The sequence below is a fragment of the Bacillus sp. Leaf49 genome (assembly GCF_001426125.1).
GTDB classification, from domain to species: Bacteria; Bacillota; Bacilli; order Bacillales; family Bacillaceae; genus Bacillus; species Bacillus altitudinis.
Genome location: NZ_LMRK01000026.1, coordinates 147,016 through 165,125, shown reverse-complemented (window position 1 = coordinate 165,125; position 18,110 = coordinate 147,016). Strand labels below are relative to the sequence as shown.

Annotated in this window: 16 protein-coding genes and 1 riboswitch; of the genes, 15 read left to right on the top strand and 1 reads right to left on the bottom strand. The window is 42.5% G+C overall.

Annotation, left to right across the window (positions count from 1 at the left end):
- Nucleotides 1–16: 16 nt before the first annotated feature.
- Nucleotides 17–940 (bottom strand): ribonuclease HIII, encoded by a 924-nt coding sequence (gene rnhC, locus ASG46_RS20245; RefSeq protein WP_041506750.1) that lies wholly within the window; start codon nt 938–940, stop codon nt 17–19.
- A gap of 134 nt (nt 941–1,074) precedes the next feature.
- On the opposite strand from rnhC, the gene zapA reads away from it, so the two are divergent.
- From zapA to ASG46_RS20170, 15 genes are all read left to right on the top strand, one after another.
- A complete protein-coding gene (zapA, locus tag ASG46_RS20240) occupies nt 1,075–1,332 on the top strand; it encodes a cell division protein ZapA (protein ID WP_008345998.1) in 258 nt (85 codons plus the stop codon).
- Between the two features lie 7 nt (nt 1,333–1,339).
- A complete protein-coding gene (locus tag ASG46_RS20235) occupies nt 1,340–1,873 on the top strand; it encodes a CvpA family protein (protein ID WP_025207758.1) in 534 nt (177 codons plus the stop codon).
- A 114-nt stretch (nt 1,874–1,987) separates the two neighbouring features.
- Nucleotides 1,988–3,700: a DNA polymerase/3'-5' exonuclease PolX gene (gene polX, locus ASG46_RS20230; protein ID WP_056705956.1), complete on the top strand. Its 1,713-nt coding sequence runs from the start codon at nt 1,988–1,990 to the stop codon at nt 3,698–3,700.
- A gap of 21 nt (nt 3,701–3,721) precedes the next feature.
- On the top strand, nt 3,722–6,079 hold the full coding sequence (locus ASG46_RS20225) for an endonuclease MutS2 (RefSeq protein WP_056705974.1): 2,358 nt from the start codon (nt 3,722–3,724) through the stop codon (nt 6,077–6,079).
- A 14-nt stretch (nt 6,080–6,093) separates the two neighbouring features.
- Nucleotides 6,094–6,498 (top strand): DUF350 domain-containing protein, encoded by a 405-nt coding sequence (locus ASG46_RS20220; protein WP_007501637.1) that lies wholly within the window; start codon nt 6,094–6,096, stop codon nt 6,496–6,498.
- A 162-nt stretch (nt 6,499–6,660) separates the two neighbouring features.
- Complete coding sequence (locus ASG46_RS20215) at nt 6,661–7,116, top strand: Imm63 family immunity protein (protein WP_056705953.1); 456 nt, start codon at nt 6,661–6,663, stop codon at nt 7,114–7,116.
- Between the two features lie 100 nt (nt 7,117–7,216).
- The gene (locus tag ASG46_RS20210; RefSeq protein ID WP_056705950.1) at nt 7,217–8,926 is read left to right on the top strand and encodes an AMP-binding protein; all 1,710 of its coding nucleotides are present in this window, start codon (nt 7,217–7,219) and stop codon (nt 8,924–8,926) included.
- A gap of 174 nt (nt 8,927–9,100) precedes the next feature.
- On the top strand, nt 9,101–9,685 hold the full coding sequence (locus ASG46_RS20205; RefSeq protein ID WP_017358246.1) for a TetR/AcrR family transcriptional regulator: 585 nt from the start codon (nt 9,101–9,103) through the stop codon (nt 9,683–9,685).
- Between the two features lie 25 nt (nt 9,686–9,710).
- Nucleotides 9,711–10,490, top strand: a complete 780-nt coding sequence (locus tag ASG46_RS20200; protein WP_056705947.1) for an enoyl-CoA hydratase — start codon at nt 9,711–9,713, stop codon at nt 10,488–10,490.
- 31 nt (nt 10,491–10,521) lie between these two features.
- The gene (locus ASG46_RS20195; RefSeq protein WP_056705944.1) at nt 10,522–11,295 is read left to right on the top strand and encodes an electron transfer flavoprotein subunit beta/FixA family protein; all 774 of its coding nucleotides are present in this window, start codon (nt 10,522–10,524) and stop codon (nt 11,293–11,295) included.
- 44 nt (nt 11,296–11,339) lie between these two features.
- Entirely contained in the window at nt 11,340–12,317 is a 978-nt protein-coding gene (locus ASG46_RS20190; protein WP_017358243.1) for an electron transfer flavoprotein subunit alpha/FixB family protein, read from the top strand.
- A 75-nt stretch (nt 12,318–12,392) separates the two neighbouring features.
- Complete coding sequence (locus tag ASG46_RS20185; RefSeq protein ID WP_041506755.1) at nt 12,393–13,871, top strand: alpha-N-arabinofuranosidase; 1,479 nt, start codon at nt 12,393–12,395, stop codon at nt 13,869–13,871.
- Nucleotides 13,872–14,117: 246 nt separating this feature from the next.
- The gene (gene trxA, locus ASG46_RS20180) at nt 14,118–14,432 is read left to right on the top strand and encodes a thioredoxin (protein ID WP_007501629.1); all 315 of its coding nucleotides are present in this window, start codon (nt 14,118–14,120) and stop codon (nt 14,430–14,432) included.
- 139 nt (nt 14,433–14,571) lie between these two features.
- Entirely contained in the window at nt 14,572–16,344 is a 1,773-nt protein-coding gene (uvrC, locus tag ASG46_RS20175; RefSeq protein WP_056705941.1) for an excinuclease ABC subunit UvrC, read from the top strand.
- Between the two features lie 61 nt (nt 16,345–16,405).
- A riboswitch (Lysine riboswitch) is annotated at nt 16,406–16,583 on the top strand.
- Nucleotides 16,584–16,714: 131 nt separating this feature from the next.
- Nucleotides 16,715–17,950: an aspartate kinase gene (locus tag ASG46_RS20170; protein ID WP_056705939.1), complete on the top strand. Its 1,236-nt coding sequence runs from the start codon at nt 16,715–16,717 to the stop codon at nt 17,948–17,950.
- Nucleotides 17,951–18,110: the final 160 nt, after the last annotated feature.

Sequence of the window (18,110 nt, the reverse complement as noted above, 5' to 3'; positions counted from 1 at the left end):
GATAGCTCTTTTTTGATTATAACCATTTTTTCGCTTTTTGGGTGTTGGCAAAATGAAGTTTTGTAAATTGGCGTAAAGCCTCTTCACCGTGCTGTTTCATCAGCTTTGCTGCCGCTTTGTCAACATGCGGACCGGCCCCTTTTGGAATGTCAAAGCCCGCTGCTTTTGATAATTTATCCATTTCAATTAAAAAAGCATATCTTGCAATAATAGAAGCTGCAGCAACCGATAAGTGGATGCCTTCTGCTTTCGTACTAAAATATGTACGCTCCCGAATGATCTTTTTCCCCGCAAGGTGCCTGAAATAAATGCCTGGTTCGGCAAATTGGTCAATGAGAATGGCTTCTGGTTTCTTGCCATCCAGTTTTTCTAGCACGGAGGTGATGACTTGGTTATGAAGCAGTGCCTTCATTTTCCCTTGGCTCATGCCCTTTTCCTGCATCGTATTGTATTTTTCATTCCGAAGCACGAGAAGGCTGAACGGGATGGTTTTGATCAAGTCTTTGGCAATGTTGATAATCTGCGGATCTTTTAGTCCTTTTGAGTCTTTCACCCCGAGCTCTTTCATGAGAGCAAGCTGACTGGAATCAACATAAGCCGCACAGACCGTAATGGGTCCAAAATAATCGCCAGTACCGACCTCATCTGAGCCAATAACCGACATGGAAGCGATGCCGGGTGGTGGGCTGTACGGTGTGATGGATGGCGTTTTTTTGCTTTTTGTTTCAGCTGTTTGTAAATGGTTGAACTGACTCGCTTCAGCTTCTGCCTTTTGTCCTTGGAACAGTACTTTTCCAGATTTGTAGGCTGTAATCGTACAGCCGGGAACCTTTGCTTGAAAAAGAGCGCCTGGTGGCAAAGTGTCAGTTAAATGCTGAGCGTACATCCTCTTCATTTTTTTCATGTCTTCTGATGTTGCTTTTAAGACGGATTGGGGCACAGTGGATAACTCCTTTTTACCTTGATATCATTGATTTCTAAAGTGTACCATAACAGGGAAGGGCTCGTCTTTCCATTCAATGTCTAAACATGTTATGATAGAGACTAGGATTCTCGTGGAATGGAGGAGAAACGTTGTCTGACGGCGGTAAAACGAAAACAACAGTTGAGATTTACGGACAGTCCTATACGATCATCGGCCAAGAAACGAAGATGCATATGCGACATGTTGCTTCAATTGTTGATGATAAAATGAGAGAAATCAATGAAAAAAATCCATACCTTGATATAAACAAATTAGCTGTACTGACAGCAGTCAATGTCGTCCACGACTACTTGAAATTAAAAGAGCAATACGAAAAACTAGAGCTTCATCTAAAAGAAAAGGAATGAAATTACCGTGATCGATATCATCATTTTGTTTTTGCTTCTTATGGGAACGCTTGTCGGTCTAAAACGCGGGTTTATTCTTCAATTTATTAAATTGATTAGCTTTGTTGTTTCTATTTTAGTGGCTTCTCTGTTTTATCAGTCACTTGCACCACAGCTTACGTGGATTCCAGCACCTAATTTTAGCGGCGGTCAAGCGCAGCTCGCTTTCTTTAGTGGGAATTTAGAAACAGCTTATTATAATACCATTGCGTTTATCATTCTGTTTATCTTGACCAAAATCCTGCTCGCTATCATCGGCGGATTGCTCACAACCATTGCAAGTATCCCTGTGATTAAACAGGTCAACAAACTACTTGGCGCTGTTTTAGGATTTCTTGAAACCTATCTATTTGTGTTTATTCTATTGTTTGTGGCTGCATTACTTCCAGTCGATGCGCTTCAAACCATGATGAGCAAATCAATGTTAGCAGATGTGATCGTAAATAGCACCCCTTACCTGTCCGGTCTTGTCAAAGACCTCTGGTCGACGTATGGAGTTTAAGAACTTCTCCTTTCTTGGAGAAGTTTTTTCTCATTCCATGACAGAAAGTTGTAGGATGAAGGGAAAGTTTGTATATTTATATAGGAAGATGCCAAAGCGGCTGGAGGATGAGAGATGAATAAAAAAGATATTATCAAACTTCTTGAAACAATTGCAGTCTATATGGAGCTAAAAGGAGATAATCCTTTCAAAATTTCTGCCTTTCGTAAAGCAGCTGCGGCACTGGAACAAGATGACCGCAGTCTTTCTCAAATAGATGACCTATTAGCATTACCCGGCATTGGAAAAGGAACCTTTGCTGTGATCACAGAGTATATCGAAAAAGGACAGTCTGAAACACTCGAACAATTAAAAAAAGAAGTGCCTGAAGGACTTGTCCCGCTCTTAAAATTGCAAGGACTCGGTGGGAAGAAGATTGCTAAGCTCTACCAAGAGCTTGGTGTTCACGATGCACAGTCTTTAAAAGAAGCATGTGAAGCGGAAAAAGTACAAACGCTTGCTGGGTTTGGCAAAAAAACAGAAGAAAAGATTCTTGCCGCTCTTGAGGAGGCAGGGAAGCAGCCAGAACGACTGCCAATAGGTTTTGCATTAGATGTGGCAGAACGAATTGATCATGCGCTGGAACAAATGGAGGGAATCATCCGTTTTTCAAGAGCGGGCAGTTTAAGACGTGCGCGTGAAACAGTCAAAGATTTAGATTACATCATTGCGACTGATAATCCTGAACAAGTGAGAGAACAACTTGTTGCTCTTGATGATGTCAAAGATGTCATTGCGAGCGGTGATACGAAGGTATCTGTCATGCTTGCACTTGATTTTGAAATCAGTGTAGATTTCCGGCTTGTGACAACAGACCAATTTGCAACAACGCTGCACCATTTCACTGGCTCAAAAGATCATAACATTCGTATGCGACAGCTTGCGAAGGAGCGCGGTGAGCGTATTAGTGAATATGGGGTTGAAACGATCGAAACTGGGGATGTGAAAACATTTGAAGACGAAAGCGCTTTTTATGCACATTTCCAACTACCGCTCATTCCGCCAGAAATTCGTGAAACCGGAGCAGAGATTGATACGTATAAAGAAAGTATGCAATTTGTAGAACGAAAAGATATCAAAGGCGATCTTCATATGCACTCGACATGGAGTGATGGCGCTTTTTCTATTCGCGAAATGGCAGAGGCATGTATCGCAAAAGGCTATGAATACATGGCCATTACAGACCACTCACAATATTTAAAAGTAGCAAACGGTTTAACAAAAGAACGTTTGCGTTTGCAAGCAAAAGAAATTGACAAGCTGAATCAAGAACTCGAAAATTTTCACATTTTCAAAGGGGTCGAAATGGATATTCTGCCGGATGGATCGTTAGATTATGATGATGACTTTCTAGCAGACATGGATTTTGTCATTGCGTCTATTCATTCTAGCTTCTCTCAGCCGGAGGAAGTCATTATGGAGCGCCTAGAAAATGCCTTGAATAATCAGCATGTGGATTTAATTGCTCATCCAACTGGCCGTTTGATCGGTAGACGAGACGGCTATGCCTTAAATATTGATCAGCTCATAGAGCTTGCGAAAAAAACGGGCACTGCACTGGAACTCAACAGCAACCCGTCAAGACTTGATTTAAAAACAGAGCATTTAATAAAAGCAAACGAAGCGGGTGTGAACATCATGATCAATACAGATGCACACAACATCGCTATGCTCGATCATATGGACGTCGGTGTCACAGCTGCAAGAAAGGGCTGGACACCAAAAGCAAATGTCGTGAATACATTTTCACTCAATGAGATGAAAAAGTTTTTAACGCGTGACAGGTAGTCGTTAGGAGGCTGGACCATGCTGCAACAAAAAGTGTTAGCATCATTAGAATTTCATAAAGTAAAAGAAAAAGTCATGTCCTATACTGCTTCGACTTTAGGGAAAGAAAAAGCGCAGGACTTAATACCACTCACAGATATCGAGAGCATTCAGCATCTGCTAGAAGAGGTAGCAGAAGCGCAAGATGTGATTCGTTTAAAAGGATCTGCGCCGTTTGGCGGGTTAACGGATATTAGACGAGGCGTCAAACGAGCAGAAATAGGCAGTATATTAAGCCCTGCTGAGCTGATGGAAATTGCGGCGCTGTTATATACCACAAAAAACATGAAGCACTTTCTCGCCTCTATGTATGAGGACGGAGTAGAGATACCCCGTCTTCATACATATGCAGAATCGCTGATTTTACTGCCAGACGTGAGAAAAGAAATCGAAAGCTGTATTGGTGATAATGGAGAAGTGCTTGATCACGCAACGCCAGCCCTCCGCACCATACGAACGCAGTTACGATCACTAGAATCAAAAGTAAGAGATAAATTAGAATCAATGATTCGTTCGCAATCTGCCTCGAAAATGCTGTCAGACACCATTGTGACCATTCGTAATGATCGGTTTGTCATTCCCGTAAAACAAGAGTACCGCTCGAATTATGGGGGGATTGTTCACGATCAATCTTCTTCAGGCGCAACTCTTTTTATTGAGCCGCAAGTGGTCGTGGATTTAAATAACACCTTGCAGCAAACTCGCCTAAAAGAAAAGCAAGAGATTGAAAAGATTTTGCAAATGCTGACAGCGAGTGTGTCAGAGCACATTGATGAATTGCTTCATAATGTGAATGAACTTCAGACATTAGACTTTATTTTCGCCAAAGCCAAATATGCAAAAGCAGAAAAAGCCACAAAACCTACTGTGAATAACCAAGGGGAGATTTATTTAAAACGGGCAAGACATCCCCTATTGCCCCGAGATCAGGTTGTGGCAAATGATATTGAGCTGGGCAAAGATTTTTCTACGATCGTCATCACAGGTCCAAATACAGGCGGTAAGACCGTCACTTTAAAAACACTCGGACTTCTTACGCTGATGACGCAGGCAGGTCTTCATATTCCAGTCGAAGAAGGATCAGAAGTGGCTGTATTCGATCAAGTCTTTGCTGATATTGGAGACGAGCAGTCTATTGAACAGAGCTTGAGTACATTCTCATCTCATATGGTCAATATTGTGGATATCTTAAAGCATTTGACGTCTAATTCACTTGTGTTATTTGATGAATTAGGTGCGGGGACAGATCCTGCTGAAGGTGCAGCACTTGCGATGAGCATCTTAGATGAAGTTCATCAAACAAATGCGCGCGTCATCGCAACGACTCACTATCCTGAGCTGAAGGCATACGGATATAACCGAGAAGGCGTCACAAATGCGAGTGTAGAGTTTGATATTGAAACCTTATCCCCTACATATCGCTTGCTCATCGGGGTGCCGGGACGAAGTAATGCATTTGAAATTTCCAAGCGTCTAGGACTGCCTCATCATTTAATTGATCGTGCAAAAGCAGATATGCACGCGGAACATAATGAAGTCGATCAGATGATTGCTTCATTAGAAGACAGCAAAAAACAAGCAGAAGAAGAACTGCATGAGACGGAATTCTATAGAAAAGAAGCAGAGAAGCTCCATAAAGAATTGCAAAAACAAATCCTTGAATGGAATGAACAAAAGGACAAACTGCTTGAAGAAGCCGAACAAAAAGCGACAGAAAAAATTGAACAAGCAACAAAAGAAGCAGAAGAGATTATTCAGGAGCTTCGGTCCATTAAAAGTGAGCATCGTTCATTCAAAGAACATGAACTCATTGATGCGAGAAAGCGTCTTGAAGAAGCTGTCCCTGAGTTTGACCGTAAGAAAAAACCAGAGCCGGTGAAAAAAGCAGCAAGACAGCTAAAGCCAGGCGATGAAGTCAAAGTGCTGACGTTTGGCCAAAAAGGAACGCTCATCGAACAAACGGGTAACAAAGAATGGAGTGTCCAAATGGGCATTCTAAAAATGAAAGTAAAAGAAAAAGATATGGAATTTATCAAATCAGCACCGGAATTTAAACAAGAGAAAGCCATCACGGCGGTCAAAGGAAAAGACTATCATGTATCACTTGAGCTTGATTTAAGAGGAGAGCGTTATGAGAATGCCTTAAGCAGAGTCGAGAAATACTTAGATGATGCCGTCTTAGCTGGCTATCCGCGTGTGTCGATCATTCACGGTAAAGGCACTGGCGCCTTGAGAAAAGGGGTCCAGGAATTATTAAAACAGCACCGTAGTGTAAAAAATGCTCGTTTTGGAGAACAAGGCGAGGGAGGATCAGGCGTCACCATCGTCGAATTAAAGTAAAAAGGAGAAAACGCATGAAAGCCTTTTGGGAAAATGAACTTGTGGAAATTGCCGCCTATTACAGCGTGGCCGTCCTATGTCTTGTCTTATTTCTTACCATATTTGAACTCGTGACCTCCTATAAAAACTGGGAAGAGATTCAGCGGGGGAACTTAGCTGTTGCTATGGCAACCGGCGGGAAGATTTTTGGGATTGCCAATGTCTTTCAGCATTCCATCGCCCAGCACAACTCGCTTCTTCAAATGGTCGGATGGGGCGTATACGGCTTTGTGATGCTGCTCGTCAGCTATTTCATTTTTGAATTTTTAACACCACGATTTAAAGTAGACAAAGAGATTGAGAATGATAATAGAGCGGTCGGGTTTATTTCACTCATTATTTCTGTTGGGCTGTCTTATGTAGTAGCAGCCGGCATTTAAGGAGACGACATGGAAAAACTAGCCAAAGTATTAATTGTAGTTGCCTGCACTTTTGCGGTTATTGGTGCCGTTTACATGTTCCTGTAAAATGAAGAATACATTCTAGAAAGCTGTCAGGGAAAACCTTGACAGCTTTTCACTCATCAAAGGCGGCGAATCAGAATGAATCAAATTTTGCAAAAAGACGAACTCATAAAGCGCATTGACAGTTGTCTCAAAAAGACATCTCTTCCCCAAGACATATATGAACCGTATATTGCACGTCCTTTTCAAACGACTGGTTTTTTTGATGATTTGAGCCCCTATATTGAAATTGATCCAGCCGGCTATATTCTTATTCAATATGAACGAGGGATTAAAGTGCTTCATAAAAGAACAAAAGAGGCGGATGAAGTCGTTTATTGGATTTTAGAAGACACCATCTTTCTATCTGTGTATCTAGACATGATGAGACAATATCAAGTGGACAACATCCACACACATTTACCTAATGACCCTAGTATCCATAAACAGATTGTGGAGAGAGTCCATGAGTCATTTCGTGCGATCGGTGGATTATACGAAAAGTGGCATCATGAAGGGAAAAGAGCCTCTATAGAAACACCGGCGAAAAAATGAAGATGTGTCATGGAACGAGCTCGATTTGAAAAAAGCAAACAGCCATAAGGAAAAGTTTGCTATAATAAAATAGTACGAAAGTTCAGGAAGGAGGGTTTTTATGCAGTCAGATAAACGTTGGCTTCTGCATTACCCGAATCAAATTCCCCACGAACTCACCATCCCAAATGAAACGTTGCAATCTTACTTATTCAGCTCCGCAGAGGCAGCACCTGAGCATACAGCCATTCATTTTTTAGGAAAAAACATCACCTACCAGCAGTTACAAGAAGATGCACTGAAATTAGCCAGTCACTTGATTGACATCGGTGTCAAAAAAGGCGACAGAGTAGCGATTATGCTGCCAAACTGCCCGCAATCGGTGATTTCTTATTATGCGGTTTTAATAGCAGGCGGCATTGTCGTTCAAACCAATCCGCTTTATACGGAGAAAGAACTGGAATATCAAATGGAGGACAGCGGCTCTAAGGTGCTGATCACTCTCGATCTACTGTATCCAAAGGCCTATAAAATGAAAGCGCTGACAAGTATGGAACATTTGATCATCACAAAATTACAAGATTACTTGCCATTTCCGAAAAACATATTGTTTCCGATTGTCCAGCGAAGGAAAAACAACATGGTCATCCAAGTGGAGAAGAGTGAGACCATTCATCATTTCTCACAGATCATGAAAGAATCGTCAGGAGAACGGATTCCGCAAATATCCTTTCAACCGAAAGAGGATGTCGCAGTTTTGCAATATACAGGCGGAACGACCGGTTTACCAAAAGGGGTCATGCTCACACATGAAAATATAGTAGCCAATACAGAAATGTGTACATCATGGATGTATAAAACGAACCGCGGAAAAGAGCGGATTCTTGGGATCATTCCGTTTTTTCATGTATACGGCATGACGACCGTGCTAAACCTTGCAGTCAAGGAAGGTCATCAAATGATTCTTCTTCCGCGTTTTGATGCAGCGGATGCCTTGAAGACCATTGAAAAACAGAAACCGACGCTGTTCCCAGGAGCACCAACGATGTATATTGCCCTGCTTCATCATCCGAATATTGAAAAGTATGACCTATCATCCATCACCGCATGCTTAAGCGGATCGGCCGCTCTTCCTGTTGAAGTCAAACAGAGTTTTGAAAAACTAACAGGAGGAAGGCTGGTGGAGGGGTATGGACTTTCAGAAACTTCTCCTGTCACTCATGCTAATTTCTTATGGGGAGCGAACAAAATAGGAAGTATCGGGTGCCCTTGGCCGAATACAGATGCCGGTATTTATTGTGAAGAAACGGGTGGACTCAAAGCGCCATATGAGCACGGAGAGATTATCGTCAAAGGTCCTCAAATCATGAAAGGATACTGGAATCAGCCGGAGGAGACTGCGGCAGTGTTAAGAGACGGCTGGTTTTTCACAGGAGACATTGGGTATATGGATGAGGATGGTTTTTTCTATATCGTAGACCGGAAAAAAGATGTCATCATCGCGAGCGGCTATAATATTTACCCAAGAGAGGTTGAAGAAGCCCTTTATGAGCATGAGCTTGTACAAGAAGTGGTTGTGGCGGGTATTCCAGATCCGTATAGAGGGGAAACAGTAAAAGCCTTTGTTGTCCCGAAAAAGGATGCCTATGTAACAGAGGATGAACTGGATCGTTTTGTTAGAACAAGAATTGCCCCATTTAAAGTGCCGCGTGTCTACGAATTTAAGGAATCACTGCCTAAAACGGCTGTAGGGAAAATCTTGCGCAGAGTGTTAATTGAAGAAGAAAAAAGAAAGCAATCATCTTCAACAGAAGAACCAGTCGATCAATGAGAGAATGAACCAGCATCATCCGGTCAAGCGGCCGGATGATTTGAATTGTAGGTGTCTGCTCTGGTATGCTAAAGGTTGAAAAGAAAGAAGAACAGCACTTGACAAATCACTCGTTTCTTTTTAACATAAAGTTATGAATGAATGCTCATTCAATTTAGAAAGGGACGAAGCACATTGAAGCAGAAAAGACCGAAGTACATGCAAATTATTGATGCAGCCGTTGTGGTGATTGCAGAGAACGGCTACCATCAATCACAAGTTTCAAAGATTGCCAAACAAGCAGGGGTAGCAGACGGAACCATTTATCTCTATTTCAAAAACAAAGAGGACATTTTGATCTCGTTGTTCAAAGAAAAAATGGGACAATTCATCGAACGGATGGAAACAGATATTCAAAAGAAACCGTCTGCCAAAGAAAAGCTTCTTCTCCTCATTCGAGAACACTTTCGCCTGCTATCGCAAGACCATCATTTGGCTCTTGTGACACAGCTTGAACTCAGGCAGTCAAACCTTGAACTGCGCCAAAAAATCAATGAGGTGCTGAAAGGGTATTTAAATATGCTAGACTCCATTTTAACCGAAGGAAAGAAGACAGGAGAATTTAGACAAAATCTAGATGTCCGCTTAGCGAGACAAATGGTATTTGGGACGATTGACGAAACCGCTACAACATGGGTTATGAATGATCAAAAGTATGACCTGCCTGCACTCGCAGAAAGTGTACATGATCTTCTCTTAAACGGAATACATCAATCTTAAAGACAATTGAAAAAGGATGATTGACATGGGAAAAATACTTAGCTTACACCAAGACGAACAGACAGCACTCATCACGATTCAACACCCACCTGCAAATGCCTTATCCTCTCAGCTTCTCACTGAACTCAACGACATGTTTGATCAGCTTGAGCAAAACAGTGAAGTGAGAGCTATTGTCATTCATGGAGAAGGTAGATTTTTCTCAGCAGGTGCTGATATTAAAGAATTTACGACCTTGCAGGAAGAGTCTGATTATGCCAGCCTTGCAGACAGAGGACAGCAAGTGTTTGAACGAATTGAACAATGTCCAAAACCGGTGATTGCTTCCATTCACGGGGCAGCATTAGGCGGCGGGCTTGAGTTGGCGATGTCATGTGATATTCGAATCGCAACAAAAGATGCAAAGCTGGGACTGCCGGAATTAAATCTCGGTATTATCCCAGGATTCGGCGGAACGCAGCGCCTGCCTCGCTATGTTGGATCAGCTAAAGCACTTGAAATGATGGGAACAGCTGAGCCGATTACAGGAGAAGAAGCATTTGCTTGCGGACTTGTTTCAAAACTTGCGGAAACAGAAGAAGAAGCGCTGGAAACAGCCAAAACATTGGCGGCGAAATTTGCAGCGAAAAGCCCTAAAACACTTGAGTATGTGCTTGAGTTATTGAATGCGACAAAAGTGTACTCATATGATGGCGGAATGAAGCTGGAAGCCAAAAAGTTTGCTGAGGTGTTCCAGTCGAATGATGCCAAAGAAGGCATCCAGGCTTTTATCGAAAAGCGTAAACCGAATTTTAAAGGGGAATAAGGGATTAGTACGACACAAGGGGGAGAAATGAATGAATATTTTTGTTTTAATGAAGCGTACGTTTGACACGGAAGAGAAAATCTCTATTCAGTCTGGTGCTATTCAAGAAGATGGGGCAGAGTTCATTATTAATCCTTATGATGAGTACGCAATTGAAGAAGCGATTCAGCTTCGGGATGAGCACGGGGGAGAAGTAACGGTCGTGACAGTTGGCAATGAAGATGCGGAGAAGCAACTTAGAACAGCACTTGCAATGGGCTGCGATCAAGCCGTTTTATTAAATGTTGAAGATGATTTGGAGGAGTGGGATCAGTTTTCCGCTTCTACAATTCTATATCACTATCTCAAGGATAAAGAAGCTTCCTTGATCTTAGCAGGGAATGTAGCGATTGACGGCGGGTCTGGACAGGTGGCCCCGCGTCTTGCTGAATTACTCGGTTTTCCATATGTCACAACCATTACAAGTATTCAAATCGACGGCGGCTCAGCTTCAATTGAGCGAGATGCAGAGGGTGATGTAGAAGTGATTTCTGCCGAGCTCCCGCTAGTGGTCACCGCGCAGCAAGGTCTCAATGAGCCTCGTTATCCATCGTTACCAGGCATCATGAAGGCGAAGAAAAAGCCTTTAGAAGCATTAGAATTAGACGATCTAGATTTAGATGAAGACGATGTGCCATATAAAATCAAAACAATCGAACGTTTCTTACCGGAGAAAAAAGAGGGTGGCAAGGTGCTGAGCGGCGAGCTTCAGGATCAGGTCAAGGAACTGACAGACCTGCTAAGAAATGAAGCAAAAGTCATCTAAACATCCACTTTACGATATCACGAGAACAAGGGGGAGCTTAAAGGATGAGTAAAAAAGTTGTTGTACTTGGAGAAAGTCGTGACGGTAAATTAAGAAATGTGACGTTTGAAGCGATTGCTGCCGCTCACGAGGTGGCTGATGGCGGTGAAGTGATTGGCGTTTTAATAGGGGATCACGTCAAAGACCAAGCGGATGAACTGCTTTATTATGGAGCGGATCATGTGATGATCGTCGAGCACCCGCATCTTTCTTATTATACGTCTGATGGTTTTGCGCAGGCGCTTCAAGCAATATTAGATCAAGTCAATCCTGATGCAGTGCTGTTCGGTCATACATCGATCGGAAAAGACTTGTCACCAAAAATAGCTGCACGCCTGCAAACAGGCTTAATTTCAGATGCAATAGATGTAAGCGTTACCGGTGAACATCTTGTTTTCACTAGACCGATTTATTCAGGAAAAGCTTTTGAAAAAGTCATTTCAACAGATCGTCTGCTTTTGGCTACTATCCGTCCAAACAACGTGGCACCGCTGGAGCGTGATGCGTCACGCAGCGGAGAAGTGACGCCAGTTTCTGTCGATATTCAAAACCTAAGAACGATCGTGAAGGAAGTCATTAAAAAAACATCAGAAGGTGTAGATTTATCTGAAGCGAAGGTCATTGTCGCAGGAGGCAGGGGGGTCAAGAGCAAAGAAGGCTTTGAACCGCTGAAAGAACTTGCCCAAACGCTTGGCGCAGCAGTCGGTGCCTCGCGTGGTGCATGTGACGCTGACTACTGCGATTATGCCCTGCAAATTGGTCAAACCGGTAAAGTCGTCACACCTGACCTTTACATTGCCTGCGGGATTTCAGGAGCTATTCAGCATTTAGCCGGTATGTCCAACAGTAAAGTCATTGTTGCGATCAACAAAGACCCAGAAGCTGAAATCTTCAAAATTGCCGATTACGGAATTGTCGGTGACTTATTCGAAGTCGTTCCGCTTTTAAATGAAGAGTTAAAAAAGATGAATATCCATTCTTAACGCTCATACACTCAGAATGCCTAGGTATTCTGGGTTTTTTTGTATGTCATCACGAAACAAAGGAGCGGTTTACAAGTGAATGGGACAGTAAAAGTGAATGAAGTGATTGGACGCATTTCTAAACACATCTATGGACACTTTCAAGAGCATTTAGGAAGAGGAATTTATGACGGCATTTGGGTAGGGAAAGACTCATCGATTGACCATATTGAGGGGATGCGTACCGATGTACTAAAGGCACTTCAAGCCTTACATATCCCGGTGCTGAGGTGGCCGGGCGGCTGTTTTGCAGACGAGTATCATTGGGCAAACGGCGTCGGTGACCTTAGTGAACGAAAGCCGATGGTGAATACTCATTGGGGTGGCACCGTTGAATCAAATGCGTTTGGTACACATGAATTTATGAGACTGTGTGAATTACTTGAATGTGAGCCTTATATTTGTGGAAACGTTGGAAGCGGCTCTGTTCAAGAATTAGCAGAATGGATTGAATATATCACATTTCCTAAAGGGACACCTATGTCGGATTGGCGGATTCAAAATGGAAAACAAGAACCGTGGGAGCTGACGTATGTTGGTGTAGGCAATGAAAGCTGGGGATGTGGTGGAAATATGACGCCAGAGTATTATGCAGACTTATATAAACGCTACCAAACGTATGTGAGAGAGTTTGCTGGTCAGCGCATTTACAAAATAGCATGCGGTGCGAATTCAAATGATGTGAATTGGACAAAAGTATTAATGGAGCGTGCAGCGCCATGGATGGATGGGCTCAGTTTGCATTACTATACGGTCCCAGGAACATGGGAGAAGAAAGGGTCAGCGACTGATTTTGATGAGGATGAGTGGTTTACAACGCTGAAAAAGGCGTCTGAAATGGAGCGGCTTGTCGTGGAACACGGAGAGATCATGGATCGTTATGACCCAGACAAGCGAATCGGGATGATTATTGATGAATGGGGGACATGGTATGATCCAGAACCGGGGACAAATCCAGGGTTTTTGTATCAGCAAAATACATTAAGAGATGCTCTAGTCTGTGCCTTGCATTTTCATATTTTTCATCGCCATTGCCAGCGGATTCATATGGCGAATATTGCCCAGACCGTCAATGTGTTGCAAGCGATGGTGTTAACGCAGGACGAAAAGATGCTCCTGACACCTACCTATCATGTATTTCACATGTTTCAAGTGCATCAAGAAGAAGAAGCGCTTGAAGTAGAATTGAATGCTCCTTCGTATGAACGCCGGGGTGAAAAAATCCCTCAAGTCAGTGTGTCAGCCTCGCGGTCATCTGACAAGATGCATATTAGTTTCTGTCATGTGAATCCCCATGAAAAAGCAGACGTATCTCTTGCGATAAAGGGAATCGATGCAAAAGCGAAGGTCACTGGCCGTGTGCTGACTGCAGATCGGATGAATGCGCACAACACGTTCGATGATCCTCATTCCGTTCAGCCTGCGGACTTTCGGCAATTTGCTGTTAAGCACGGCGAGCTGACTATTGATCTGCCGCCTATGTCTGTTGTAATGTTGACCGTCGATCTAGCTTGATCGCATATTTCAATGTTTGATGAGAAGAATGTTGGGGCATCATACATTGTAAATGAAGCGGAAAGGGAGTCATGTCATATGCTTAGAACCATTCTGATGATCATTGGTGCGATTGTTGTTATTGGTGCGATTATACGGTTTGTTTTTTAATTCATTTCATAAAAAATGATTCGTAAGCATTTCATTCGCAAGTCACATTGGTAGATGCTATACTAAAAAGCATAATTTACATTGGAGGAATGAATAATGGCAATCGTAAAAGCTACTGACGCAACATTTTCACAAGAAACTGCAGAAGGTGTTGTTCTTGCAGACTTTTGGGCACCTTGGTGCGGACCTTGTAAAATGATTGCTCCAGTTCTTGAAGAACTTGATCAAGAAATGGGCGATAAAATGAAAATTGTAAAAATTGATGTGGATGATAACCAAGAAACTGCTGGTAAATACGGCGTTATGAGTATCCCAACACTTCTTGTTTTAAAAGACGGTGAAGTCGTCGAAACGTCTGTTGGTTTCAAACCAAAAGAAGCACTAGCTGAGCTTGTAAACAAACATCTATAAACCGATCTATGCCCGCGTGGCATGATCTCAAAAGCGGTTCTCGTATAGTCGAGAGCCGCTTTTCTTTCATCGTGGTATAAAACAAATGTTCGTGATACACTAGAAGGAGTGAAAGTGGAAAACAAGGACGGATGAAAATATGAACAAATTGATCAAAGAAAAGCTGTCAGTCTTACCTGATCAACCAGGCTGTTACTTAATGAAAGATAGACAAAATACGATCATTTATGTGGGAAAGGCAAAGGTATTAAAAAATAGGGTCCGCTCTTATTTTACAGGATCTCATGATGCCAAAACGCAGCGGCTTGTCGGTGAAATCGAAGACTTTGAATACATTGTCACCTCTTCAAATATTGAGGCACTTATTTTAGAGCTGAATTTAATCAAAAAATATGACCCGAAATACAATGTCATGCTCAAGGATGACAAAACATACCCTTTTATTAAAATTACGAATGAACGTCATCCTAAGCTGATTGTCACCCGCAATGTGAAAAAGGATAAAGGGAAATACTTCGGTCCATATCCAAACGTACAAGCAGCAAGAGAAACGAAAAAGCTACTCGACCGTTTATATCCGCTTAGAAAATGTGCGACACTCCCTGACCGAGTCTGCCTTTATTATCATCTTGGACAATGTCTTGCTCCGTGTGTGTATGACATTTCTGAAGAAACGAATAAACAGCTCGTCGACGAAATCACAAGATTTCTAAACGGAGGACATCAGCAAATCAAGAAAGAATTAACAGAGAAGATGCAAGAAGCGGCCGAACAATTAGAATTTGAGCGGGCAAAAGAGCTGAGAGATCAAATCGCATACATTGACTCAACGATGGAAAAGCAAAAGATGACGATGAGTGACTTATCCGATCGCGATGTGTTTGCCTATGCTTATGATAAGGGCTGGATGTGTGTCCAAGTCTTCTTCATCAGACAGGGAAAATTAATTGAACGTGATGTCAGCCTATTTCCGATGTATCAAGACCCTGAAGAAGAATTTCTCACGTTTATGGGGCAGTTTTATGAAAAAAACAACCACTTTCTGCCGAAGGAAATTTTGGTGCCAGACAGCGTCGATCAAGAGTTGATTGAGCAATTGCTTGAAACGAATGTTCATCAGCCGAAAAAAGGAAAGAAAAAGGATTTGCTTTTACTTGCCCACCAAAACGCCAAAATTGCTCTCAAAGAAAAGTTCTCGCTTATAGAGCGTGATGAAGAACGGACAATTGGTGCAGTGGAGCAGCTTGGCGATGCACTCAATATTTATATGCCATACCGGATTGAGGCATTTGATAACTCCAATATCCAAGGAGCAGACCCCGTATCCGCTATGGTTGTCTTCCAAGACGGGAAGCCGTATAAAAAGGAATACCGAAAATACAAAATTAAAACCGTTGAGGGGCCCGATGATTATGCTTCCATGCGTGAAGTCATTAGAAGGCGGTATACCCGTGTGTTAAAGGATGAACTGCCGCTTCCTGACTTGATTTTAATCGACGGAGGAAAAGGACAAATCAACGCAGCCATAGATGTGCTCGAAAATGAATTAAATCTGTCTGTTCCTGTGGCAGGTCTAGTGAAAGATGAAAAACACAGGACATCGAATCTTATGATGGGTGATACGCTTGAAATTGTTGCGCTCGAACGGAATAGTCAGGCCTTTTATTTATTGCAGCGTATTCAAGATGAAGTGCACAGATTTGCGATTAGTTTTCACCGGCAGCTGCGCGGGAAGAATGCATTCCAGTCTATTCTAGACGATGTCCCAGGTATCGGGGAAAAGCGCAAAAAGCAGTTACTTAAACATTTTGGCTCTGTGAAAAAGATGAAAGAAGCCTCTATCCAGGATTTTCAGGACGCTGGTATTCCGAAACAAACGGCTGAACTTTTAATGGAGGCATTAAAAAAATAGATTGTACTTTTTCCAAAAGTCTGTTAAGATGTGACTAATTTAATAAATGAACGTGTTGTTTGTTGAAGATAGAGGTGCGAACTTCAAGAGTAAGCCTTCAGAGATCGAGGGGATCTAGGAAGAGGGCTGAAAGGGGAGCGTCGCCGAAGCGAATAAAATCCACTCATTTTATTCGCTGGCTGTACATTGAAGAAATGTAGGGCTGTCAAGAATGTATTTCTTGGAGGGCTATCTCATTGTTTGCATCGTTTGATGATGATTTTAAAGCAATGGGAGATTTGTTCTCTCATTGCTTTTTTATTTGCAGTGAACAGAGCAGTCTCCGCAGCCTCTTCTCTCACACGTGATCTTTTGAAAAAGGGTGGTAGACATGGGACTAATTGTACAAAAATTTGGTGGAACATCTGTTGGATCGACAGAAAAAATTCGCAATGTCGCAGAGAGAGTCATCGCTGAACGCGAGGCAGGAAATGATGTGGTCGTGGTTGTGTCTGCGATGGGCAAATCAACGGATGTTCTAGTAGACCTAGCGAAAGAACTCACAGATGATCCAAGCAAAAGAGAAATGGATATGCTACTGACAACTGGTGAGCAGGTGACCATTTCATTATTAGCGATGGCACTGCAAGCAAAAGGTTATGATGCCATTTCCTTTACAGGCTGGCAAGCTGGGATGAAAACAGAGAAGGTGCACGGAAATGCAAGAATCGTGGACATCGATGAAGCAAGAATCAAAGAAGAACTGAGTGCAGGAAAAGTCGTCGTTGTAGCAGGTTTCCAAGGAATTGCGGATGATCTACATATTACAACACTTGGGCGTGGTGGATCAGATACGACAGCAGTGGCACTAGCTGCGGCACTCAAAGCGGACAAATGTGATATTTATACGGACGTACCAGGTGTGTTTACAACAGATCCTCGTTATGTACCGTCTGCGCGAAAACTTGCAGGCATTTCATACGATGAAATGCTTGAGTTAGCCAATTTAGGAGCAGGTGTGTTGCATCCGAGAGCGGTCGAATTTGCGAAAAATTATCAAATCCCACTAGAAGTCCGTTCTAGTATTGAAAATGAATCGGGTACGTTAATTGAGGAGGAATCATCCATGGAACAAAATTTAGTTGTAAGAGGCATTGCATTTGAAGATCAGATGACACGCGTGACGGTATGCGGCCTTTCAAGCGGTTTAACAACGCTATCGACGATTTTTACGACACTTGCAAAGCAAAATATCAATGTCGATATCATCATTCAGTCTGTCACAAGCACCAATCAGACCTCCATCTCTTTCTCTGTGAAAACGGATGATTTGTCTAAAACAGTTGAAGTATTAGAAGAATACAAAGGTGCGCTTGGTTATGAGCAGATTGAGACAGAAAGCAAATTAGCCAAAGTATCTATCGTTGGCTCTGGTATGGTCTCAAACCCAGGCGTTGCGGCTGAAATGTTCGCTGTGTTAGCTCAAAAAGACATTCAAGTGAAAATGGTCAGTACGTCTGAGATCAAAGTCTCAACAGTCGTTGATCGTGAAGATATGGTGAAAGCTGTAGAAGCCCTTCATGATGCGTTTGAATTATCAAAGGTGAGCGCCGCTGCTCATTCTTAAATCTTCAAAAGAGGTGTATTCCGTAAAAAGATACACCTCTTTTTTATATTGGAAATCATCAGCATATGAAGAAAGAAAAACGTGCGTAAACCGGTACGCCAACTGTGCTATGATAGAAGGGTATATAAAAAAGGCGTGACACGAAGTCATCGCCTTTCAT